Raw genomic sequence first — 21051 nt, forward strand, 5'->3', positions numbered from 1 at the left:
GCACCGCTGGTCGTCCCGCAGATGGATGCACTTCGCGCTGCGGCCGAGGACGTAACCGGCTGCCGCAGACGCGGCAGGCGCCGCGCAAGTACCGCCGGCGCGGTAGGCGGCCGCTCATCCGCGGGCAGGAGTCGCCCGGGCGACGTCCGGAGAAGATGCGCGCATGAGTCACGGACGGTCCAGGATTCGGCTGCGGCAGGCCGAGCGGTGGGCGGACGAAGCCGAGCGCACCGCTAGGAGACCGCACGGCGCGGCCACCCTGGCGGTGGCCTCCGCGGCACGGTTACGCCTGCGCCGCCGCGATTCCGCCTCGCACGATCGCGGCCGCGAGCGGTCGTACGGCCGCCGGTGTCACGGCCTCCGCGGGCCCGGTGACCAACGCGAAGAGCGCGCCTGCGTACATCACGAGCATCGGCGGGATCGCAGCCGGGGGAATCCGCAGTCCGAGCTCGGCGTGGTACCCGCCCGTGAATGCCGCCATCGCCGCCGTCAATTCGTCGATCACCGCAGCGAGCGCCGGTTGCCGCAGGCTCTCCAGGCGTAGCTCGAAGACGGCCAGGTACCGCGCGCGGTGCGGGCCCGCGGCCAGCATCAGCGAGCCCGAGATCAGGTCGATGGCGAGCTCGACGCTGTCTCCCTTGCCCGGTACGGCCGCAGCGTCAGGTCGGCTCGCCTCGGCCATGTCGGCCTGGTGCTGCTCGACGATCCGGCGGGCGGTCGCCACCAGCAGAGCTTCCCGGCTCCGGAAGTAGTTCGACGCGGTTCCGGCTGGCAGCCCGGCCCGCCGGTCGACGGCCCGGTGTGTGACGCCGTGGATGCCCGACTCCACGAGCAGATCGATGGCGGCATCCGCGAGCTGCGCCCGGCGTCGTTCGTTCGGTGGCGGCACCCGACCATCATATGACAGCATCCGTAGTACAACGGCCGTAGTGAACGGGGAGGGTTCTGTGCACATCTTGATCGCCGGGGCCGGCGTCGGCGGGCTCGCCCTCGCCCGCGGGCTCGCGACCTCGGGGCATCGCGTACGCGTCTTCGAACAGGCCCCGCAGCTGCGGACGGGGGGCGCGGCGGTCACCATCTTCAGCAACGGTGCGGCGGCGCTGGCGGGGCTCGGCGCGCCACTCGACGGCTTCGGCGGCCGTCTCGACACGCTGCGGTTCGGCACCGCCGACGGCCGCACCATAGTCAGCGCCGACCTGACGGTCCTCGCCCAGCGCACCGGCTTCCCGGTGACCTCGGTACCGCGGTACGCCCTGATCGAGCACCTCGCGCAGGGGGTGTCGGTGGAGTTCTCCCGAAAGGTCGTTGACGTCGAGGTCCGCCCCGACGGTGTGACCGCGATCGACGCCACCGGTGACCGCCACGAGGCCGACGTCGTTGTGGGGGCGGACGGGCACCGCTCCACCGTGCGCCGCGCGGTCCTCGACCCGACGCCCGCCACCGCGAACGAGTGGACCACCTGGCAGGGCCTGTCGCCGGTCCTGCCCGAGTTGGCCACCGGCACCACGGGTGTCTGTGTCGTAGGCCCTGCTGGTCTGGTCGGCCTCCTGCCCTCGGGCGACGGGCTTCTCATGTGGTGGTTCGACGTCCACCAGCCGCTGGAGGGCTCGCCCGTCGCCGCCCTCGCCAACCGGTTCACCGGTTACGGCGCGCTCGTCGAACAACTGCTTGGGAATATCCGCGAAGAGGACCTGGAGCCGTTCCGGCACGTCACCCATCAGGTTCCGGACCAGTGGGGTCGTGGTGCGGCGACCCTGCTCGGCGACGCCGCGCACGCCTTCCCGCCCACCCAGGCGCAGGGCGCCAACCAGGCACTCGAAGACGCCTGGCTGCTCAGCCGCGCGCTGCGCGTCGCCCCCGCCGACGTACCGCGAACGCTGCGCCGCTACGAGATGCTGCGAGCCCGCCGCGTGCGCAAGGTCTCGCGGCGAGCCGTGCGCGAACGAACCAACAAACCCGTTCCCCCACCGGTACGCGTGCTGACCCGGATCATTCCGCCGAGGCTGGTCGGTAAGGCTTACGTTGCGCAGCTTCGCGGCGTCAGCAGCGTTCTCGACGACGAGACGGTCTGACACTGCGGTCGTGCGGCGCAGGTTGCTCATAGCAACGCCGGTCTTCTGGTGCCAACTGTCGTACCGGCTGCCGACCGTCCGGTCGTCGGGTGTTCGTCGATGCCAGTCTGCCCTCGCGGTACGGGCCCACGCCTACCGCGTCACCCGAACGCCTGACCTACCTGCGGTCGATCGCGACGGAGGGCCGGCTGCCGCAATGGACGAACTGGTGGGACGAGGACACCGTCGCGCCGCTGTTCCCCGACCGCCGGCCGCCGTACGACCGCATGGCGCAAGAGGCACGCACCCGGGGCTGGAGCGTCGCAGAGGTTCCCGGCGGACACCTCCATCAACTCATCGACCCCGTCGCGGTGAGCGCTCACCTCCCCGCCCGGGCGTCGTGTCAGGGTGGGCGTCAGCGTCCGGCCACATCGGGCAGTTTCGCCGGTGGTTAACGGATACCCCCCGCCGCCCCCGTTTGGGGTCGGCGGGATGCCGTCGCCGGTGGTCAGCCGATGCCGGGTGAACTCAGGGCAGCAGGATGACGTGCAGGGTGCGGGGGCCGTGGACGCCCTCGACGCGGTTGAGTTCGATGTCGCTGGTGGCTGACGGGCCGCTGATCCAGGTCAGTGGTCGGTGCGGGGCGAGCCGGGTGAGTGCCTGCGGCACGTTGGCGACGACCTGGGCAGCGCGGACCACGCAGATGTGCAGGTCGGGTAGGAGGCTGAGGACGCGGCGTCCCTGGTCGGGTGAGCCGTCCAGCACGACGGTGCCGGTGTCGGCGATGGCGACGGCGGCGGCGGTGATCACGCCGTCGGCGGCGGCGATCGCGGTGGTGTCGAGACCCTCGTCGGCCAGGGCGGTAACGGTCGCGGGCAGCCAGGCCAACGGCAGCCCCGGTGGTACCACGACGATCGCGCCGACCGGGAGGATGCCGGCGATGGTGTCGGCGATGGCCGGCTCAGCGACCTGGTGTACGTGAGCGCGGTAGTCGGTCAGCCGGTCGACCAGCAGGTCGAGGTCGACCGGGCCGTCCCGCCGGTAGTCGCGCGGCACCTCCACAGGCGCCGGCGCGGCCGGGTTGGGAGCGGCCCGGTCGGGGGCGGTGGGGTCGAGGGCGGCCCGCAGCCGGGCGAGGATAGTCTCCCGCGCGTTCACCGCTGCGCCCACCACTGCCGGAAGGTTTGCGCCGGTGCCTCGGGCAGGTCACGGCTGGCGGTCCAGCCGGACAACGGCGGTGGCAGGCCCCGACCACGCCGGCCGGCCAGCCGGCTCAGCCGCGTCGCGCGCTGCGCCGCCGCGTACAGCGCCGGGTGGTCCATGGCGTACGCGGCGGCGGCCATCGCGGCCGACTCACCGCGCGGATGTGGCGCCTGGCCGCGCAGGTGCACCAGCAGCTCCGGAATGTTGATCTTCACGGGGCAGGCGTCGTAGCAGGCTCCGCAGAGCGACGACGCGTACGGCAGCGACGCGTTGTCGGCCACCCCGGTCAGCTGCGGGGACAGCACCGCACCGATCGGACCCGGATACACCGACCCGTACGCGTGCCCACCCGTGCGCTCGTACACCGGGCACACGTTCAGACACGCCGAGCAGCGGATGCAGTGCAGCGCCTGCCGGCCCACCTCGTCGGCGAGCACCGCGCTGCGACCGTTGTCCAGCAGCACCAGATGAAACGCCTGCGGCCCGTCACCCGGGGTGACCCCGGTCCACATCGAGGTGTACGGGTTCATCCGCTCCCCGGTCGAGGCCCGGGGCAGCAGTTGCAGGAACACCTCCAGGTCCCGCCAGGTCGGCACCACCTTCTCCACACCCATCACCGTGATCAGCGTCTCCGGCAGGGTCAGACACATCCGACCGTTGCCCTCGGACTCCACCACCGCCAGGGTGCCGGTCTCCGCCACCGCGAAGTTCGCCCCGGACACCGCCACCGACGTGGACAGGAACGTCTGCCGCAGAAACCGACGCGCCGCCGCCGCGAGCACCGCCGGTTCGTCGGTCAACTCCGGATCCACCCCCGGCATCGCCCGCAGGAAGATCTCCCGGATCTCGGCCCGGTTACGGTGAATCGCCGGCACCAGGATGTGACTCGGCCGGTCCTCGCCGAGCTGCACGATCAGCTCGGCCAGATCGGTCTCCACCGGCGCGATCCCGGCCGCTTCAAGGGCCTCGTTGAGGCCGATCTCCTGCGTCGCCATCGACTTGACCTTGATCACCCGGTCACCGCCGGTGGCGCGCACCAGGTCGACGACTATCGCGTTCGCCTCGTTGGCGTCGGCGGCCCAGTGCACCACTCCCCCGGCCGCCGTCACCGCTGCTTCCAGCTGCTCCAACAGCTCCGGCAACCGGGCCAGCACGTCGGCCTTGATCGCGCTACCGGCCGCCCGTAGCTGCTCCCAGTCCGGCACCTCACCGATCACACCAGCCGACTTCGCCCGGATCGTCGCGGTCGCGTGCCCGAGATTACGGCGCAACTGCGTGTCCGCCAGCGCCCGCCGGGCGGCAGCCGGGAACGGCTCCTCACCCCGCAGGTGCCCGACACCCGCCGGGGCGGTCGCCGGCATGCCGAGGAACGTCCGCCTCACGACCGCACCACCAGTTCATCCCGCTCGCCGGGGCTCTCGTCCTGTTCGGTCGAGGCCAGGATCTCGGCGAGGTGCATCGCACGCACCCCGCCACCCGACCGCGACAGCCCGCCACCGATGTGCATCAGGCACGACGCGTCCCCGGCCGTGCAGACCTCCGCACCGGTGGAGACAACGTGCCGCAGCTTGTCCGCCAACATCGCCGTCGAGGTGTCCGCGTTCTTCACCGCGAACGTGCCACCGAACCCGCAACACTGCTCGGCCGCCGGCAACTCCACCAGATCCAGCCCCCGCACCGCCCGCAGCAACCGCACCGGCCGATCGGCCACCCGCAACATCCGCAGCGAATGACACGTCGGGTGGTACGTCACCCGATGCGGGAAGAACGCCCCCACATCAGTCACCCCGAGCACATCAACCAACAGCTCCGACAACTCGAACGTCCGCGCTGCCACCGACTCCGCCCGCGCCGCCAACCGGACATCACCGGCCCGCCGCGCCACCATCGTGTGCTGATGCCGTACCGACCCGACACACGACCCTGACGGCGCGACGATCACGTCGAACGGGTCGAAGGTCCGCACGTGCCGCCGCACCAACGGCACCGCCTGCTCCTGATAGCCGGTGTTCACGTGCATCTGCCCACAACACGTCTGCCCCGGCGGGAACACCACCTCATGCCCCAACCGCTCCAACAACCGCACCGTCGCCTTCGCCGCCTCCGGAAACAGGGTGTCCGCCAGACACGTCACGAACAAAGCGATCCGCACCTCACACCCCCACCCGCCGCTCGGCTGCCCGCGCCGTCCCGGACCCGTCGCCCGGCTCGTAGCGCACGATCCGCTGAGTCTGCCGCACCAGCCGCCGCAACGCAGCAAGGTCACCACCGACCACGCCGGCCGCTCGTGCCTGGACCAGCAGGTTGCCGATCGCGGTGGCCTCCACCGGCCCGGCCAGCACCGGTAGCCCGCACGCGTCCGCGGTGAGCTGGCAGCGCAGGGCGTTGCGCGCTCCCCCGCCGACGATGTGCACCGCGTCGACCTGCCGGCCGGAGAGGTCCTGCACCTGACGCACCGCCCGGCGGTGGGCCAGGGCCAGGCTGCCAAGGACGCAGCGGACGACGGCGGCCGGCGACTGCGGTACCGGCTGCCCGGCGAGCCGGCACGCCTCGGTGATCCGGGCCGGGGTGTCGCCCGGGGGCAGGAACGTCGGCGCGTCGCTGTCGACCACGCTGCGGAATGCCGGTTTCGGCGGCGGCCAACAGGTCGCTCAGGTCCTGGTTCCCCAGGGCTGCCGGTCTCAGCCGTATCGCTCGACGAGCGTAGTGCCGATCGAGGCCAGGTGGTCGCGCACACCCGGAGGGCCGGTCACCTCGATCCATTCGACCAACCCGGCAAGCTCGCCAGCGAGTGTGCGTTCGTCGTTGCCGCGGATCACGACCTCGATGCGGCCGTCGGTCGTGGCGCCTCCCACCTCGAGCCGGCCCCCGAATCCTATCCGGAGCACGCCTATCCCCCGGGGCGCGCACACCGCCCGGGCTTCGAGGGGCGTTCGTTTGCGGTCGACCTCGTCGGCGATCGCGCGCCAACTCTCGGCGAGATCGAAGTCCTCGGGCCGGTGTACGGGATCGCAGGTCGGATCGGCGGACGAGACGCGGTCGATCCGGAAGGTCCGCCGTCCGGCCTCGGTGTTGGCGAGGAGGTACCACGAGGGGCCCTTGGCGACGATGCCCAGCGGGTGCACGGTTCGCTCGGTTTCGGTCCCTTCGCGATCGACGTAGCCGAGCCGGACCTGAACCCCGCGGATCACCGCGTCCTGGAGCGCGTCGAGGAAACGGGGCGGTCGCGGCTCTCCCCGGCTCGCCCCCCATCGCTGCGGGTCCATCACGAGCGACGACGCTGCCGCCTCGGCCTGCGCCCGGAAAGGTTCCGGCAGGGCTTGGACAAGCTTGCGCAGCGCCGCTTTCACGGCCGGCGTCGCAGCCGAGGCCGGGCCAGCGACCAGGAAAAGGGCGCGGGCCTCACTCGCCGTCAATCCGGACAGGTCGGTGCGGGCACCGCCCACGAGGCGCCAGCCGCCGCCTCGACCCTGAATGGAGTACACCGGGACTCCGGCCATACCCAGCGCGTCGAGGTCGCGGCGGGCGGTGCGCTCGGAGATCTCCAACTCCCGGGCGACCTCCGCTGCGGTCACCTGCTCGCGCTGTTGCAGCAGCAGGAGGATGGCCATCAACCGGTCGGCTCGCACCTCGACAACACTTCCACGAAAACCGGTCAGGAGGTGACCGGTATCGGTCGGCATGATCCCGGCATGACAACCGAATTCCCCGAGCCGACCCGCGTTCCGGTCAACGGTGTAGAGCTCGAAGTCTTCGAAGCCGGCCGGCAGAACGCGGGGAACCCCATCGTGCTCTGTCACGGCTGGCCGGAGCACGCCTTCTCCTGGCGTCACCAGATGCCCGCCCTAGCCGCAGCGGGCTACCACGTCATCGTCCCGAATCAGCGCGGCTACGGCGACTCGTCCCGCCCGGCCGACGTCACCGACTACGACATCGCACACCTGTCGGGCGACCTCGTCGCACTGCTCGATCACTACGGATACGACGATGCCACCTTCGTTGGTCATGACTGGGGTGCGGCCGTCGTCTGGGGCCTGACCCTGTTGCACCCGAACCGCGTCAACAAGGTGATCAACCTGAGCCTGCCGTACCTCGAGCGCGGGGACAGGCCCTGGATCGAGTTCATGGAGGATGTGCTCGGTAGCGACTTCTACTTCGTCCACTTCAACCGACAGCCGGGCGTCGCGGACGCCGTGTTCGAGGAGAACACGTTCCAGTTCCTTCGGAACCTGTACCGGAAGAACGTGCCCCTCACAGAGCCGCAGCCGGGCAACGTGTGGATCAACCTCGCCAGAATGGAAACCCCACTCGGTGATCCCATCATGAGCGACGACGAGCTGGCCGTCTTCGTCTCCGCCTTCGAATCAACAGGTTTCACGGGCGGTCTGAATTGGTATCGGAACCTGGACCGCAACTGGCGTCTGCTCGCCGACGTGAACCCGATCATCCAACAGCCCACCCTCATGATCTACGGTGACCGCGACCCGGTCGCGAGGTCTGAAAGGCTGACGGAATTCGTGCCGAACGTGGAAGTGATCAGTCTGGATTGCGGTCACTGGATTCAGCAGGAGAAGCCGGAAGAGACGAACCAGGCAATTCTCAAGTGGCTGGACCAGCGGGATGCCGTCTAGCACCGCAGCAGGAGATCCGCTTCACGGTCCGCTGAGGGATTGCGGATTGTAGTCACTGATCATGCCCCTGCGCTGCGGGTTGGTGGCCCGACGCCACCAACCCGCACGATGCGCCGCCCCTTGCCTGAGCGATCCGTCTCACGCCACCACGGACCTTCAACCTCCTCGGCGACACCGGTGCACAGCCTCCCGGCCCGCACACGGTAGGCGTCAGTGCCGCAGGTACGCGGTCAGCCGGTCGGCGAGTTGCCTCGGATGACTGAGCGCCAAAGCGTGACAACCGTCAATCTCGTCCGGAGTCACGCCGAGCCGGTCGGCGGCCACCCGACGTTGGAAATCCGCCGGGAAGAACCGGTCCTCACGGGCGATGAGCACCTTCGTCGGCACGGCCGGCCAGGCGTCCAGGGGCCATGGCTCGTTCCACTCCGCGCTGACCTGGTCCCGGCCGTGCGCCGCAGCCTCAGCGACGATCTCGGCCGGTACGCCGTTGTAGAACTGCTGCTCCTCGCTGAGCCCTTCCGTGCCGCGGTAACCGGTGTTGTCCCACCAGTCCCCGGGCCGCTCACCCGGCAGCGGGACCATCGGCGTGAGCAGCACGATCAGCTGCACCGGCAGCTTGTCGGCAATCAGTGGAGCCGTGAAAGCCCCATACGAGTGCCCGACGACCACAAGGTCACTGCGGTCACCGATCGCGCTGACGACCGTTTCGCAGAACTCGGCGAAACCCGCAGACCTGTCCTCGATCGGCAGCTCCGGCGCCACCACGTCGTGGCCCGCTCCGGACAGCTCAGGGGCCAGCAGATGCCAGTCCCAGGCGCTGCCCCCGCCGCCGTGGATCAGAACGAAAGTCGCCATGCCCCGAAGCCTCACACACGGGTACGACAGCCAGCCGCACTGCCCGGTTCTCCACACCAGGTCGGCCACCGAAGGCCTCACCCGGCAGCATGGCACCGCGCTGGCGGCGACCGGACTGCTGTGATTCAGCTGGCGCGGCGATAGTGCATGGCCACCGCACCGTTGCGCAGCGAATCCGCCGAGAGCAGCTCGAGCCGACGCGTGCCGGGAAGCCCGCCCTGGTACAGCGTCGGACCGTGGCCGGCGATCCTGGGATGGACGAGCAGTTTGTACTCGTCGATCAGGTCCAGCCGGTCGAGCTCGGTCGCGAGCTTGCCGCTGCAGAGGAGGACCCCCGCCGGGGTCGTGTCCTTGAGCTTCTGCACGCCCTCGCGTAGATCGCCGGCGATGTGGTGGCTGTTGGTCCACGGGAAGTCCTGGCGCGTCGACGACACCACGTACTTCGGTTTGGCCTCCAGCTTGACCGCCCACTCACGCAAGGCCGGCGGCGCCTCCACGTCGCCGCGGGCGACGGCAGGCCAGTAGCTCTCCATCATCTCGTAGGTGACCCGGCCCCACAGCATCGCGCCGGCCTCATCCATGAGACGGGTAAAAAGGGCATGTGAACCGCCCCGGATCTTGTAGAGACTTCCCCGCTTGGGAAGGATCGAGAGATGGCAGGAACGAAGCCGTATCCGCAGGAGCTGCGTGAGCGCGCGGTGCGGATGGTCGTGGAGGTGCGGCCGAACTACGAGTCGGACTGGGCGGCGATCACGGCGGTGGCGGCCCGGCTCGGGATCGGCACGGCCGAGACGTTGCGCAAGTGGGTCCGCCAGGCGCAGGTCGACCAGGGGCAGCGGCCCGGGGTCACGTCGGAGGAGTCGGCGGAGCTGAAGCGGCTGCGGCGGGAGAACGCCGAGCTGCGTCGGGCGAATGAGATCTTGAAGGCCGCGTCGGCTTTCTTCGCGGCCGAGCTCGACCGGCCTACGACACGCTCGTGACCTTCGTCGACAAGCATCGGGACCGCTTCGGCGGAGTCGAGCCGATCTGTCGCGTGCTGCGCCAGCACGGGTTGCAGATCACCCCGAGTGGCTACTGGGCGGCGAAGAAGCGTCCGCCGTCGAAGCGACAGGTCCGCGATACGCAGCTGAGGGAACTGGTCCGCGAGATCCACTCGGCGAACTACGGCGTCTACGGAGCCCGTAAGATCTGGCACGAGCTGCACCGCCGTGGTCACCCGGCGGCCCGGTGCACGGTCGAGCGGTTGATGCGTGACGCCGGCCTGGTTGGTGTCGTGAGGGGCAAGAAGATCCGCACGACGGTCGCTGACCCCGGGCATGAACGGGCCGCCGATCTGCTCAACAGGGACTTCACCGCCGCCCGCCCGAACCGGTGCTGGGTCGCGGACTTCACCCACGTCGCCGCCTGGTCCGGCGTCGTCTACGTCGCGTTCGTCGTCGACGTCTACTCCAGGGCGATCGTCGGCTGGTCCGCCGCGACGACCAAACGCACCCCGCTGGTCCTGGCAGCCCTCGACATGGGGCTATGGCGCCGAGACCGCGCCGGCCAAACCGTCGGGGCGGGCCTGGTACACCACAGCGATGCGGGCAGTCAGTACACGTCGTTCCGGTTCACCACCCACCTGCTCGACGCCGGTATCGACGCCTCGATCGGCAGCGTCGGTGACGCCCTGGACAACGCCCTGATGGAGTCCACCATCGGCCTCTACAAGACCGAGCTGATCAAACCCCGAGGTCCGTGGCGCAGCCTCGCTCAGATCGAACTGGCCACCGCCGAGTGGGTCGACTGGTACAACAACCAGCGCCTGCACTCAGCCATCGGGCACGTCCCACCCGCCGAACACGAATCGGCGTTCTACGCTCAACCCCAGCCCCGCGAGATGGTTGGAGCCAACAGCTGAGGTCTCCACAGAACCCGGGGCGGTTCACATGCGTCTCGTCGTCGGCGATTCCCTCCTGATGGTCGACACAACCATCCAAGGTGACGTTGAGGCTGAAGGTCAGAAGTCCCATGTCTGGCGACTTTAACGCCCACCACCCTCGTCGCCGCCCCAAGCAGATGTCGACCACCGAGTGGTGGGTCAGGGATAGGTGACGCCGGTCAGGTCCTCGGCTGCCGCCCACAGCCGCTTGCCGACGGCCGGGTCGGCGGCCTCCCGGCTGAGCCGGGCCTCGGTGACCCTGCCCCGCGTCTCCCAGAGCCCGGACGGTCCGAAGAACTGGCCGCCGCGTACACCGGGCTCGGTCGCGGCGCACAACTGTGGCAGCGCGCCCTGCTCCACCGGCTGGGTCGCCAGCAGCCCGGCCCAGGCGATCATTCGCCCGAACCGGCCACGGTGTTCCCAGGCGCGCGGAGTCAGGTTGGTGCGGGTGAGACCGGGGTGGGCCAGCGCGCTGACGATCGGCGCCCCGGCGGCGCGCAGGCGCCGGTCCAGTTCGATGCCGAAGATCGTGGTGGCGAGCTTGGACCGGCCGTAGGCGGTGGTTGCCCGATAGTCGCGTTCGAACATCAGGTCAGCGAAGTCCAGGTGCGCGCTCTTGTGGGTGATCGAGCTGAGGCTGACCACGCGGGCGTCCCGCGCCGCGGCCAGGTTCCCGAGCAGCAGACCGGTCAGGGCGAAGTGGCCCAGCATGTTGGTGGCGAGGTGCAGTTCGAATCCGTCGGCGGAGGTGCGGCGCGGGCCGAGCAGCACCACACCGGCGTTGTTGACGAGCAGATCGATAGCCGGGTGGTCGCCGGTCAGTTTCGCCGCGAAGGCCCGCACGGAGGCGAGGGATGCCAGGTCCAGCTCGCGGACCTCGACGTCGCCGCCGATCCGGCGGGCGACCTCCTCGCCAGCGGGAGTGCTGCGGACGGCAAGCACGACGTGGGCGCCGTGGCGGGCCAGTTCGGTGGCGGTGACCAGGCCGAGGCCCGAGTTCGCGCCGGTCACGACGGCGACCCGACCGTGCTGGTCGGGAATGCGGTCGGCGGTCCATCCGGTCATCTGCTGCTCCTGAGGGGTGTCGGTGCGCTGCGGCCGTCGACGTTAGGAGCGATCCGGGCCGGTTCCATCGTTCGCGGTTGCCTAGGTCTGCGGGACCTACCTTCGGCGGTCCGGGCCGCGGCACACTTGCGGCATGAACGGTCCTCATCCGTACGCTCGGGAGCTCGGCGACTTCCTCCGCGCGCGGCGTGGCCGGCTGCGTCCACACGACGTCGGCCTGGAGCCGGGTGGCCGGCGCAAGGTCACCGGGCTGCGGCGCGAGGAGCTGGCCCTGCTGGCCGGGCTGAGCACCGACTACTACCAGCGCATCGAGCAGGGCCGGGAGGTACGCCCGTCCGACGACGTCCTGGACGCCCTTGCCGGCGCGCTCAGCCTCGACCACAAGGAACGCCGGCACCTGTTCACCCTGGCCCACGCCGCCCGCCGGCCCACCCCCGCCCGCGTGAACCGCGATCCGGAGCGGGTACCGGAGAGCACCCGGCGCCTGCTGCGGGTGATGGACACCCCCGCGGTCATCCTCGGCCGGCATCTCGATCTGCTCGACTGGAACCCGATGGCGCAGGCGCTGCTCGGCGACCCGGACGCCTACCCGAGCGACCGGCTCAACATGCTCCTGCTGCTGTTCGACGACACGCTGACCGGCGAGCGGAGCTGCCCGGACTGGGAGCAGCAGGCTCTGGACTACATCGGCATGATGCGCGCCGCCGTCGCCACCGACCCCACCCACCCACGCGCCACCGCGATCGTCGGCGAACTGAGCATCCGCAGCGCCCACTTCCGGCGGCTGTGGGCCCGGCACGACGTACGGGAGTCGGTGAGCGGCACCAAGACCTTCCGGATTCCCGAGGTAGGCGACATCGTCCTGGACTGGGACACCTACCCCCTACCGGGAAACCCCGGACCCGTCATGCTCGTCTTCACCACCGAGCCGGGCAGCGCCGACGCCGACCGGCTACGACTCCTGGCATCGCTGCACGCGACCCGCGCAGCATCCACCAACACCCACCCCTGCCGTACGGACAGGACCGCCCCCGGCCCCACCCCCAGCGCGACTTCATGATCGAGTGCGCGCTGATCCGCTCGGCCTTATCCGTCGGGTGTCGGAGACTGTCACGGTTTCCGGGAGTAACTGACGGTCGGAGCTTGCGTCCTGTCGCGCACGCCGAGGACCTCGTTGACGAAGTCGTCCTTATCGCGCGCGTAGGCCATGAGGTCGGTGCCGCGAGCGTGCGCGAGATCGCGCTTGAGCTGCTCGTACCGGGACCGGTAGTCCGCCCGGCACCGGAGCGCGTCGCGGAAGACGACTCGTCGCCGCCAGAGCAGGGAGGCCGGCTCGGTGAGATGAAGTTGGTGGGTACGTTCCCACCAGTTGTCGGTCTCCGGCTTGAAGAAGTAGTGCGCCTCTTCCGGACGGTGCACACCGTTGCGGTAGCCGAGAGCGGTCACCACCTCGATGGCGGCTGCCGCCTCTGACAGGCTGCGCACCGGTGCCATCATGTCGATGATCGGCTTCGCCGCCAACCCGGGAACCGATGTGGAGCCGATGTGCTCAACCGGCCCGACCAGCCATTGCGCCAGAGCGGCTTCGAGGCTGACCCGCTCCTGCTCGAACAGCGCAGCCCACTGCGGGTCGTACGGGCTGAGGGTAACCGGTGCGTGCATCACGACAACTGCCTCTCAGTGCGAGTACGGACCGTGCGGTGCCTCATCGTCCCTTCTCTCACAGGTTCCCTTCTCTGCCGCTATCCGCCATCCTGCTCTGACCGGACCAGGTCGTCTGACCAGCCTTTCCCGGAGTGCCCTCTTCCGCAGCCGTGATCGCTGAACGAGTCGCCGCTGACGGACCTACCCGAGCAGCGCCGCCACCGCGGCCAGGGTGGCCAGCGACAGCGTCGTGGTCACCATGACCGCCCGGTTGGCCACCGTCTCGCCGACGCCGTACTCCTGGGCGAAGATGAACGTGTTCTGCGCTGTCGGCAGGCCCGCGCACACCACCACGGCGAGCAGCTGCGGCGCGGACAGGTGCATGGCCAATCCGGCCGCGTACGCGATGACGGGCTGCACGACGAGCTTCAGCGCAGTGATCACGGCCAGCTCGGCCGGCTCGGCCCGGGACGGTGTCGTGCCGTGCAGCGACGCCCCGAGCGCGACCAGGGCGGCCGGAACCGCAGCGCCTGACAGCAGGGCGAGCGACGCATTGGCCGCCGACGGCAGCTGCAGGCCGGCAGCCGAGCATGCGACGCCGAGCAGCGACGCCAGGATCACCGGATTGCGTACCGGCAGGGAGGCGATACGGCGAACCCGTACCCGCCCGGCCGGGTCGCGGTGCCGGTCAAGCGCGACCAGGATCACGGGCGTCACCACCAGCACCTGCAACAGCACCACCTCTGCCAGGAACGCCACATCGCCGAGAACCTGCGTGGCGATCGGGATGCCGAGGTTCGCCGAGTTCACGTACCCGGCGGCCATGCCCCAGATCGGCCGTTCGCCGGGCTCGCGACCGAACAGCCGACTCGCGCCGAGCCACCCGAGCCCGACGACCGCAGCCGTGCTCACCCCAAAGGCCAGCAGCGAGCGACCGGCCAGCCCGGAAAGCGGCATTCGGGACAGAGCCAGGAACAGCGCGGACGGCATCGCAAGGTGGAACACGAACCGGCCGAGCACCGACGCCCCCGTCTCACCCAGCAGGCCCCAACGACAAGCCGCGTAGCCGAGCGCGGTAAGGATCCAGATCGGTACGAATGCCGACACCAGTCTCATACGGGCGTCACCGGCACACTGGTGTCGCGCCGGGCTCAGGGACTGGCGGGCGTCTAGGGCGTACGAATGGTCGTGTCCGTAATCGATGCCCATCAGCCCGCCACCCGCCGAAGGCCGCCATCGCTGCGCAGCACGCGCCCCTCGGGAGCCTAACGGTAACGACCAGCGGCATGGCATCCTGCGCCCATGAGGAACCTGTACGTCGTCACGCACCCGGAGGCGACGCACCACGTCGATGGACTGGTCGGCGGTTGGTTCGATTCTGACCTGACTGCCCGCGGCCGTGCGCACGCTGAGCTCATCGCGCAGGCGCTCGCCGACCGGTTGTCGTCTGCTGCTGGCGTCGAGGTGTTCTCGTCCGACTTGCTGCGAGCCCGGCGGACAGCGGAGGTGATCGGCGAGCGGCTCGCAGCGCGCGTGGTGCTGGACACCGACCTACGCGAAAAGTCGTACGGCGAGGCAGGAGGACGCCCGCAGGCATGGCTGGACGAACGGTTCATACCGCCGCCCGCCAACGGTGAGCGGATGCGTCATGACGAGGGCGTATCCGGTGCTGAGACGAAATGGGAGCTGGCCGTACGCACCTACGCCGCGCTGGAGCGGATCCTACGGTCGAAGGCGGAGCATCAGGTCGTGGTGACCCACGGGGGAACGGCCACGTTCCTGCTCGCGGCCTGGATTGGCATGCCGATCGACGCGGCCGGTCTGGTGGGCATCCGCTTCTCCCCTGGAGGCATAACCCATCTGCGCGAGGACGACTACTTCCACAACCGCTGGATCGTCCAACTCAATGACACCCACCACCTGGCCTGACTGCCGCAATTCGCGCAACCCGGCTCATGGCGCGGCGGGGCGACGTGCCAACAGTGCGAAAGTGTTCGGGAGACGACCGCGGAAAGCGGCCGCGTCGATGTCACCCATGCGCCAGAACGGCTCCGCATACTCCTCAAGGCACCGGACTTGCAGACCCGCCCTGACGACCGCGCTGACGGTCTGGCCGAGCGTCCACTGCCACATGACAGCCCCGTTCGCTGGGAAACTGTTGTCGTCGCAGACGAAAGAGCGCCCGAAGTAGCTGCGGTCGGGTCGGATGCGCGGCTCGTCCAGATCCCAGGTCCACAGCTCGGTCGCCGGGTGGCCCTCGTGGAGGAACAGGTGTCCGCCGGGCCGCACCAGGCGGGCCATCTCGACGGCCCAGGCATCGATGTCGGGCATCCAGATCAGGGCACCCTTGCCCGTGTAGACCAGGTCCGCGCAGCCGTCGAGCAGCGGCACGCCGGGGACCGTCGCGATCAGGTAGCGGCAGGCGACACCGAGGGCGTCTGCGCGTCCCCGCGCGGCATGGACCACGGTCTCGCTGTAGTCGACCCCGATCACCTCACGAGCGCCGGCCTGGACCAGGGCGATGTCATCCTGTCCATTGCCGCTCTGTGGATGGACCACCACGGGCCGTGCCGTCAGAATGTCCCGGAGCAGCTCGAGTTCACTGGCGACAAGCGTGACGCCGGTCGCCGCCTCGGCCGACATCTCGTCGTAGGCGTGGAGTTGCTGCGCCTGGTACGCCTTGTCCCAAGCGGTGCGGTTGGCGAGCGTCATCTCGTCCATGCGGGAAACCTTTCGCACGAGCACCCGGGAGGCAACCACTTTGTCCCGTGTCTCTTGCGTCGCCGTCGTACGAAAGGCCCATCCGTCAGGATGGATCTGCCCGAGGGGCCGGGAATCGTCAGCTACCTGCCGTCGTGCTCGGCAACCCAGGGCGAGCCTGTTCTTCCACGGCTCAACTGGACGAATCGTGCTCGACTACTGTGCACGCGTGCCCATGTCTGTGGACCTGTCGAGTCCGGCTTCGCGCCGGGAAGCACTCCGGATAGTGGACGTCGGCGACCCGCGTCCCCATCACGGGATGCTGCGAGAGATCTTCGACCGCGAAAGGGCCTGGCGCGAGAGTCCCGACGACGGGGAGAGCGACGAGTACGAGCAGATCTACGTAGCTGCCTTCCTGCTATTCCTGATCGGTGATCCCGCAGACTCGTGCCGCCTGTACGGCGCGAAGTTCCGCACTGGTGACATGGATCTGGGTTCCGGCTTCGACGCCCAGGCCATCTTCGGAGCGGGTCGACACGAAACGCTGCGGTGGCTCTGGGAGAACGGATACACCGACGAGTACGCGCATCTGTCCGAGTGGTTGGTGCACGCGGAGGACCCGAAGATCGAAGACTGGGCGAGGCACGTACGCGACTACTTCTACTCACCACAGGGCGTTCTGCTGCTGGATGAGCTCTGATCCGGACTCCTCGGCATGCCACAGCCGCTCATACCGGGCGGCCGACGCACACTCCTTCTGCCGCAGATCGAGCCGGCACCGGTGTTTTCACGCCATCAGGGAGGCTTCCAGATCGCGACGGGTAAGGGCGGCGTGGAGCTGTAGCGCCTCGGCTGCCAGGTTCTCGCGACCGCCTTGTTCACGGTCGATGGCGCAGACCACGGTGTCCACCTGGGCGCCGATGGCGCGGAGCTGTCCGCACGACGCCAGGAGGGCGCCTCCGGTGGTCACGACGTCTTCGATCAGAACGACCCGCCGCCCGTTCACGGGACCGCCTTCGGCGACCTTGCTGGTGCCGTACTCCTTGGCGTGCTTCCGCACGAAGACCGTGGGCAGCCCGGTCAGTTGCGACATCACGGTGGCCAGGGGGATGCCGCCCATCTCCATCCCCGCCAGCACGTCGCACTCCGGCAGCAGCGCCACCATCGCTTCGGCGACCTCGCGCAACAGATCCGGTTCTCCCTCGAACAGGTACTTGTCGAAGTACTCCTCGCTGATTTGCCCGGAGCGCAGACGGAACCGTCCGGTCAGATGGCAGGTGTCGTAGACGCGACGCGCAAGCGGGTAGGTCACCCGCCCAGCCTCGCATCCCGGTCTGAATCGGGAACACCGAGCCCGCGTCAGCATCGTGGTGTCCCGAGCGGAGCCTGCGATGATGCTTCTGCGGGACAACGCCTCACTATCCCTTGCCGACCTGACGGCGGCATCCATCCTGACGATCCATGCCGGGTTGCCTCGATCCCCAACCCCGACTGCACACCTCTGCCGCCCTCCTTCGTCCGCCAAATCGGCGGGGTGTTGCACGCCTTGTCACAGCGGGGCGCGGCACACCCTGAGCACGCTCTCCCGGAATGCCGCACCGGCTTCGGCCTGTGTCATCCGGCCAGCGGTGACCTCCCGACCTGCGGCGTGGCCAAGGCCGATGATCGCGGCGACGTACCAGGTCGTCGGCATCGCCCGGTCGAACTCGCGGCAGCGGCGCCCCCGCTCGAAAAGCCGCAGCAGTCCGCCGACGACCGGCTCGTGGCGCTCCCGTTCGTCGCCGTTCCCCGATGCGGCAATCGCCGGAGTGAGCAGCACCGGGTAACGCTCCAACAGTGCCCAACTGGCGTCGACCCACCGTCCCAGGGCGTCAAGGGCGCTGCCCCGGTCGAGGTCGACGCCGCCGAGTTCCCGCGCGACCTCTGCTGTGACGCGCTGCGTCACAGCCTCCAGCAGCGCGCTGCGCGATGGGTAGTGCGCGTAGATCGTCTGGCGGGAGACCCCGGCCGCCCTTGCGATCTCCTCCATCGACGCGTCTGGTTGCCGCCCCAGCAACGCGACCGAGGCGTCCAAGACTGCGGCGATGCTGCGCCTCGCGTCGGCCCGCTGCCGTCGTTGCCGCGACTCCCCTAGCTCAGACACGTTTGTCAAGCCTACCGGGTGGCGCTAAATTTGACGGTACTGTCAGAGCTACGTTGATGCACCTGGAGGCGAACACATGGATGCCAATGTCACCGCCTATCTCATGCGCTACCCGCAGGAGGTCACCTTCGGGGAGGAGGACGCGGCAACGGTGTTCGACCGATACCACACGCCCGACTTCGTCATGTGCAATGACGGCATCCATCTCGCTCGGGAGAGGCTCCTGGCGCACGTCCGACCGGCCCGCAAGCGCGCCACAAGCGTCCGCGTCGAGGTCCATGAGACGGTGAGCTCGGCTGAACGGGTGGCCGCGCGATACACCCTGACCGCAGACATGGCCACCGGGAAGACAATCGCGACGGAGATCTACATGTTCGGGCAGCTCTCGGCGGACGGGCGACTTCGGCGGATCGACCAGGTCACCCGCGACGTGTCACCCGGACGCTGACCCGGGCCCGACCCAGGTCAGCGACCGCCAAACCCAGCACACTGATCACCGCACTGCTCGCCGACACCTGCTGACTGTCGTACCTGCAACCCGCGGGGCGTCCTGATTGCCGGGAAGCGCTCGGCACCGAGAGTGTCATCGGCGGGTTGTCGATACCGAACCCCAGTCGGCAGCCACCGAAGGAGCCCAGGGCTTCAATCCGCGCGGCCGACCCGGCAGCGGTAGGTCCGTACCCGGTCACCGTCGGGTGTGGACCAGTGGGTCCGAGCCTCCCAACCCAACCGTTCGTAGAATCCGGTAGCCCCCAGGGGTCCGGTCGACGTTTGCGCTTCGACCCACCTCGCGCCCGTTTCCTGCACAAGCTCGACGAAACGATCAACCAGCATCATCCCGATGCCGCTCTTGCGCCATTCCGGCTGCACCGCCAGCGCAGTCATGACCGCCACCTGTGGAGCCGCAACCGACCCAGCGCGCGCCGGTCTCACCACAGTCGCCCGGTGTCCCAGCACCCGGCGGATCCACGGCCGGGCCCGCGTTCGCAGGACGCGGAGGGCAACATGGGGCCGGACCGCAAGCGCGGCCAACCCGGCGAGGGCCAGGGGCACCAGTACGCGCCTGTCCTTCGTCAACTCGGTCGTGTAGGCGGCGTGGTCTCTGGCACCGAGCACAAACCCGACGACCTCATCCTGGGGGGCAGCGGTGTCGACGGCGACGACACCCACGCCGTGTGGTGAGTTCAGATAAGTGCGCTGCCATCGGCGGATGAAGCGGGCTCCAAGCGACGGGAACAGCCCGATCGGAAGCAACTGGACGTGAGCCCGGGACATCGCCGGCAGATCCCGAGACCCCGCCTGGCGGAGCGCAAGCCGACCTTCGACGGCAGGGACCAGATCGGGGGCCTGCGGCGCGACGACGCTCCCGCGGAGTTCGTCGATCATGCCGTAAGGAATGCGCATAACATCGACTCCCTTGGTCAGGGCCAGGCGGCTCTGCCCGAGCGCCTGACCTTGCTGCTCACGAGCGGCCCGAGGGCGTCGCGTTTCTCGGCGCGTGGCCGGGTCCGCCGGGCCATCGTCTGACCCAACCGATCGACCAGCCCTCGCCGACGTCTACCCGTCTGCGGCGGCCGGACACCGGGGAACCGGGAACAGTGAGCCCTAAAGGGCGTAACGGCCAACGGCGGCGGCACTACCGCGGTAGCCGGGAAAGGCAGCCGAAACGGCCCGTGCCCCTCTCCGGTGGTCATAGCCCGTCGGGGCCTGCCGGTGAGGCGTGGGGTCATTCTCGCCGCGAGCGCGTGGCCTTGTGCGATGTCGGCCCGTACGCGCGCAATGGCCGTGCCCGCCTCAGACCGTCCCTGGTGTCCGGCGAACACCCGGATGACGGAGCATCCGACGTTCCGCTCTATCCACGTCTAGGTGGTGCGACGAAGCCGATATGTGCTGGCGCTGCTGCTGGCAGCATCGCCGAGGTGCGCCGCCGCCTGTCAGGCGGGCCGCAACGCTCGGAAGAGTTGAACGACTCCGGTGATGTTGTCCTGGCCATGTCCTCGGTCGATCGCCTGCTGGTAGGTGTCGGCGGCCGTGTGGGTCAGGGCGACGGTGACGTGACGGGAGGCAGCGTCTGCGGCGGCGTATCGCAGATCCTTGGCGACCAGATCGATGGGGAAGGACGCCGGGAACGTGTGGCCGAGCATGGCGGTGGCGGCGGTGGCGGCGGCCGGGCTTGCCACCGGAGTGGCGGCGAGGACTTCGACCGCACGGGCGGTGTCCAGGTCGGTGCCGTGCAGGGCGCCGAGCTGCTCGGCGACGGCGGCGACCTGGACGGCAAACAGAGAATTGAGGAGCAGCTTCATCCGTACTCCGGTCCCGGTCGGTCCCATCTGGTGCACGGCGCCGCCGATCTGTCGCAGCACCGGCTCCACCCGGTGCGCCACCGTCGGTCGGCCGCCGACGAGGAAGATGAGTGTGCCGGCGTCCGCTTGGGGGCGCGAGCCAAGGACCGGGGCGTCGAGAAAATCCACCCCGCGCCGGCTGCACCGGGCAGCGAGTTCGGCGGAGAACGCCGGGGTCACAGTGGAACAATCGACGGCGACCGTCCCAGGTGCCATCGTGGTCAGCGCGCCGCTCTCCGGCGCCAGCCACACCTCGCGGCCGGCGTCGTCGTCGCGCAGCATGCTGAGCACGAGGTCACACCGCTCGGCGGCGGCCGCCGGCGTCGTCGCCGCAGCGGCACCCACCTCGATCAGGGGCCGCGTCGCCTCGGCCGTGCGGTTCCATACGGTGATGTCGTGCTCGCCCGTGGCGAGCAGTCGGCGGGCCATCCGCGAGCCCATCGCGCCGAGTCCCAACACAGTGATCTTCATAATTTTCCTTTGTCGGTGGGTGGCG

General features: G+C 69.4%; 21 protein-coding genes and 3 pseudogenes. 7 read left to right on the forward strand and 17 right to left on the reverse strand.

What is annotated here, in order from left to right; all coding sequences use genetic code 11:
• Positions 1–283: 283 nt before the first annotated feature.
• Entirely contained in the window at positions 284–889 is a 606-nt protein-coding gene (locus ACN26Z_RS20505) for a TetR/AcrR family transcriptional regulator (protein WP_282237874.1), read from the reverse strand.
• 58 nt (positions 890–947) lie between these two features.
• Between ACN26Z_RS20505 and ACN26Z_RS20510 the strand changes: the two genes are divergently transcribed.
• Positions 948–2072 (forward strand): FAD-dependent oxidoreductase, encoded by a 1125-nt coding sequence (locus ACN26Z_RS20510; protein ID WP_421462896.1) that lies wholly within the window; start codon positions 948–950, stop codon positions 2070–2072.
• A 507-nt stretch (positions 2073–2579) separates the two neighbouring features.
• Here ACN26Z_RS20510 and ACN26Z_RS20515 read toward each other — a convergent pair.
• The 5 genes from ACN26Z_RS20515 to ACN26Z_RS20535 form a co-directional block, all read right to left on the reverse strand.
• Positions 2580–3209 carry a LutC/YkgG family protein gene (locus ACN26Z_RS20515; protein ID WP_421462898.1) on the reverse strand — a complete coding sequence of 210 codons (630 nt, stop codon included), beginning with the start codon at positions 3207–3209 and terminating at the stop codon, positions 2580–2582.
• Entirely contained in the window at positions 3206–4615 is a 1410-nt protein-coding gene (locus ACN26Z_RS20520) for a LutB/LldF family L-lactate oxidation iron-sulfur protein (protein ID WP_421464682.1), read from the reverse strand. Before ACN26Z_RS20520 ends, ACN26Z_RS20515 begins: the two co-directional genes overlap by 4 nt.
• A 17-nt stretch (positions 4616–4632) precedes the next feature.
• Entirely contained in the window at positions 4633–5406 is a 774-nt protein-coding gene (locus ACN26Z_RS20525; protein ID WP_282237871.1) for a (Fe-S)-binding protein, read from the reverse strand.
• Between the two features lies 1 nt (position 5407).
• Positions 5408–5866: an FGGY-family carbohydrate kinase gene (locus ACN26Z_RS20530; RefSeq protein WP_421462900.1), complete on the reverse strand. Its 459-nt coding sequence runs from the start codon at positions 5864–5866 to the stop codon at positions 5408–5410.
• Positions 5867–5935: 69 nt separating this feature from the next.
• Positions 5936–6937, reverse strand: a complete 1002-nt coding sequence (locus ACN26Z_RS20535; protein WP_421462902.1) for a helix-turn-helix transcriptional regulator — start codon at positions 6935–6937, stop codon at positions 5936–5938.
• On the opposite strand from ACN26Z_RS20535, the gene ACN26Z_RS20540 reads away from it, so the two are divergent.
• A complete protein-coding gene (locus ACN26Z_RS20540) occupies positions 6842–7885 on the forward strand; it encodes an alpha/beta fold hydrolase (protein ID WP_421462903.1) in 1044 nt (347 codons plus the stop codon). The genes ACN26Z_RS20535 and ACN26Z_RS20540 overlap by 96 nt on opposite strands.
• Before the next feature lie 210 nt (positions 7886–8095).
• Here the strand turns inward: ACN26Z_RS20540 and ACN26Z_RS20545 are convergent, their stop codons facing one another.
• Together ACN26Z_RS20545 and ACN26Z_RS20550 are read right to left on the reverse strand one after the other, a co-directional pair.
• Positions 8096–8740, reverse strand: coding sequence for an alpha/beta fold hydrolase (locus tag ACN26Z_RS20545; protein WP_282237868.1), 645 nt, complete (start codon positions 8738–8740; stop codon positions 8096–8098).
• A gap of 125 nt (positions 8741–8865) precedes the next feature.
• Positions 8866–9345 (reverse strand): annotated as a pseudogene (locus ACN26Z_RS20550) (dihydrofolate reductase family protein); the annotation flags it as partial.
• A gap of 48 nt (positions 9346–9393) precedes the next feature.
• Here ACN26Z_RS20550 and ACN26Z_RS20555 point away from each other — a divergent pair.
• Positions 9394–10640 (forward strand): IS3 family transposase gene (locus ACN26Z_RS20555; RefSeq protein ID WP_421459667.1). Its coding sequence is split into 2 segments (ribosomal slippage): positions 9394–9676 and positions 9676–10640, totalling 1248 coding nucleotides; the frame shifts between segments, so codons are not numbered across the junction.
• A 28-nt stretch (positions 10641–10668) separates the two neighbouring features.
• Here the strand turns inward: ACN26Z_RS20555 and ACN26Z_RS20560 are convergent.
• A pseudogene (locus tag ACN26Z_RS20560) lies at positions 10669–10752 on the reverse strand (deaminase); the annotation flags it as partial.
• Positions 10753–10820: 68 nt separating this feature from the next.
• Complete coding sequence (locus tag ACN26Z_RS20565) at positions 10821–11726, reverse strand: oxidoreductase (RefSeq protein WP_282237865.1); 906 nt, start codon at positions 11724–11726, stop codon at positions 10821–10823.
• 133 nt (positions 11727–11859) lie between these two features.
• On the opposite strand from ACN26Z_RS20565, the gene ACN26Z_RS20570 reads away from it, so the two are divergent.
• On the forward strand, positions 11860–12786 hold the full coding sequence (locus ACN26Z_RS20570; protein WP_421462906.1) for a helix-turn-helix transcriptional regulator: 927 nt from the start codon (positions 11860–11862) through the stop codon (positions 12784–12786).
• 50 nt (positions 12787–12836) lie between these two features.
• Here the strand turns inward: ACN26Z_RS20570 and ACN26Z_RS20575 are convergent, their stop codons facing one another.
• Both ACN26Z_RS20575 and ACN26Z_RS20580 read right to left on the reverse strand, forming a co-directional pair.
• Positions 12837–13388 carry a GrpB family protein gene (locus tag ACN26Z_RS20575; protein ID WP_421462907.1) on the reverse strand — a complete coding sequence of 184 codons (552 nt, stop codon included), beginning with the start codon at positions 13386–13388 and terminating at the stop codon, positions 12837–12839.
• 183 nt (positions 13389–13571) lie between these two features.
• Positions 13572–14486 carry an AEC family transporter gene (locus tag ACN26Z_RS20580; protein WP_421462909.1) on the reverse strand — a complete coding sequence of 305 codons (915 nt, stop codon included), beginning with the start codon at positions 14484–14486 and terminating at the stop codon, positions 13572–13574.
• Between the two features lie 186 nt (positions 14487–14672).
• Here ACN26Z_RS20580 and ACN26Z_RS20585 point away from each other — a divergent pair, with 186 nt between their 5' ends.
• The gene (locus ACN26Z_RS20585) at positions 14673–15299 is read left to right on the forward strand and encodes a histidine phosphatase family protein (protein ID WP_421462910.1); all 627 of its coding nucleotides are present in this window, start codon (positions 14673–14675) and stop codon (positions 15297–15299) included.
• 24 nt (positions 15300–15323) lie between these two features.
• Here ACN26Z_RS20585 and ACN26Z_RS20590 read toward each other — a convergent pair whose 3' ends face one another.
• Positions 15324–16091 carry a class I SAM-dependent methyltransferase gene (locus tag ACN26Z_RS20590; RefSeq protein WP_421462912.1) on the reverse strand — a complete coding sequence of 256 codons (768 nt, stop codon included), beginning with the start codon at positions 16089–16091 and terminating at the stop codon, positions 15324–15326.
• Between the two features lie 298 nt (positions 16092–16389).
• Here ACN26Z_RS20590 and ACN26Z_RS20595 point away from each other — a divergent pair, with 298 nt between their 5' ends.
• Positions 16390–16770 carry a hypothetical protein gene (locus tag ACN26Z_RS20595; protein ID WP_282237860.1) on the forward strand — a complete coding sequence of 127 codons (381 nt, stop codon included), beginning with the start codon at positions 16390–16392 and terminating at the stop codon, positions 16768–16770.
• A gap of 87 nt (positions 16771–16857) precedes the next feature.
• Here ACN26Z_RS20595 and pyrE read toward each other — a convergent pair whose 3' ends face one another.
• Positions 16858–17382: an orotate phosphoribosyltransferase gene (gene pyrE, locus ACN26Z_RS20600; protein ID WP_282237859.1), complete on the reverse strand. Its 525-nt coding sequence runs from the start codon at positions 17380–17382 to the stop codon at positions 16858–16860.
• Positions 17383–17619: 237 nt separating this feature from the next.
• Positions 17620–18213: a TetR/AcrR family transcriptional regulator gene (locus ACN26Z_RS20605; RefSeq protein WP_421462914.1), complete on the reverse strand. Its 594-nt coding sequence runs from the start codon at positions 18211–18213 to the stop codon at positions 17620–17622.
• Between the two features lie 76 nt (positions 18214–18289).
• Between ACN26Z_RS20605 and ACN26Z_RS20610 the strand changes: the two genes are divergently transcribed.
• Positions 18290–18661 (forward strand): nuclear transport factor 2 family protein, encoded by a 372-nt coding sequence (locus tag ACN26Z_RS20610; RefSeq protein ID WP_421462916.1) that lies wholly within the window; start codon positions 18290–18292, stop codon positions 18659–18661.
• A gap of 194 nt (positions 18662–18855) precedes the next feature.
• On the opposite strand, the gene ACN26Z_RS20615 is transcribed toward ACN26Z_RS20610, so the two are convergent.
• Positions 18856–19617, reverse strand: a complete 762-nt coding sequence (locus tag ACN26Z_RS20615; protein ID WP_421462918.1) for a GNAT family N-acetyltransferase — start codon at positions 19615–19617, stop codon at positions 18856–18858.
• A 533-nt stretch (positions 19618–20150) separates the two neighbouring features.
• A pseudogene (locus ACN26Z_RS20620) lies at positions 20151–21026 on the reverse strand (NAD(P)-dependent oxidoreductase); the annotation flags it as partial.
• Positions 21027–21051: the final 25 nt, after the last annotated feature.

This window comes from Verrucosispora sp. WMMD703, assembly GCF_049178935.1.
In the GTDB taxonomy this organism is placed as follows: domain Bacteria; phylum Actinomycetota; class Actinomycetes; order Mycobacteriales; family Micromonosporaceae; genus Micromonospora; species Micromonospora sediminimaris.

Coding starts and splice junctions, on each gene's coding strand:
- ACN26Z_RS20520 (WP_421464682.1), bottom strand. CDS start 4,615: ATGCCGGCGACCGCCCCGGCGGGTGTCGGGCACCTGCGGGGTGAGGAG.
- ACN26Z_RS20535 (WP_421462902.1), bottom strand. CDS start 6,937: ATGCCGACCGATACCGGTCACCTCCTGACCGGTTTTCGTGGAAGTGTT.
- ACN26Z_RS20545 (WP_282237868.1), bottom strand. CDS start 8,740: ATGGCGACTTTCGTTCTGATCCACGGCGGCGGGGGCAGCGCCTGGGAC.
- ACN26Z_RS20565 (WP_282237865.1), bottom strand. CDS start 11,726: ATGACCGGATGGACCGCCGACCGCATTCCCGACCAGCACGGTCGGGTC.
- ACN26Z_RS20570 (WP_421462906.1), top strand. CDS start 11,860: ATGAACGGTCCTCATCCGTACGCTCGGGAGCTCGGCGACTTCCTCCGC.
- ACN26Z_RS20575 (WP_421462907.1), bottom strand. CDS start 13,388: ATGCACGCACCGGTTACCCTCAGCCCGTACGACCCGCAGTGGGCTGCG.
- ACN26Z_RS20580 (WP_421462909.1), bottom strand. CDS start 14,486: ATGAGACTGGTGTCGGCATTCGTACCGATCTGGATCCTTACCGCGCTC.
- ACN26Z_RS20585 (WP_421462910.1), top strand. CDS start 14,673: ATGAGGAACCTGTACGTCGTCACGCACCCGGAGGCGACGCACCACGTC.
- ACN26Z_RS20590 (WP_421462912.1), bottom strand. CDS start 16,091: ATGGACGAGATGACGCTCGCCAACCGCACCGCTTGGGACAAGGCGTAC.
- ACN26Z_RS20595 (WP_282237860.1), top strand. CDS start 16,390: ATGCTGCGAGAGATCTTCGACCGCGAAAGGGCCTGGCGCGAGAGTCCC.
- ACN26Z_RS20610 (WP_421462916.1), top strand. CDS start 18,290: ATGGATGCCAATGTCACCGCCTATCTCATGCGCTACCCGCAGGAGGTC.
- ACN26Z_RS20615 (WP_421462918.1), bottom strand. CDS start 19,617: ATGCGCATTCCTTACGGCATGATCGACGAACTCCGCGGGAGCGTCGTC.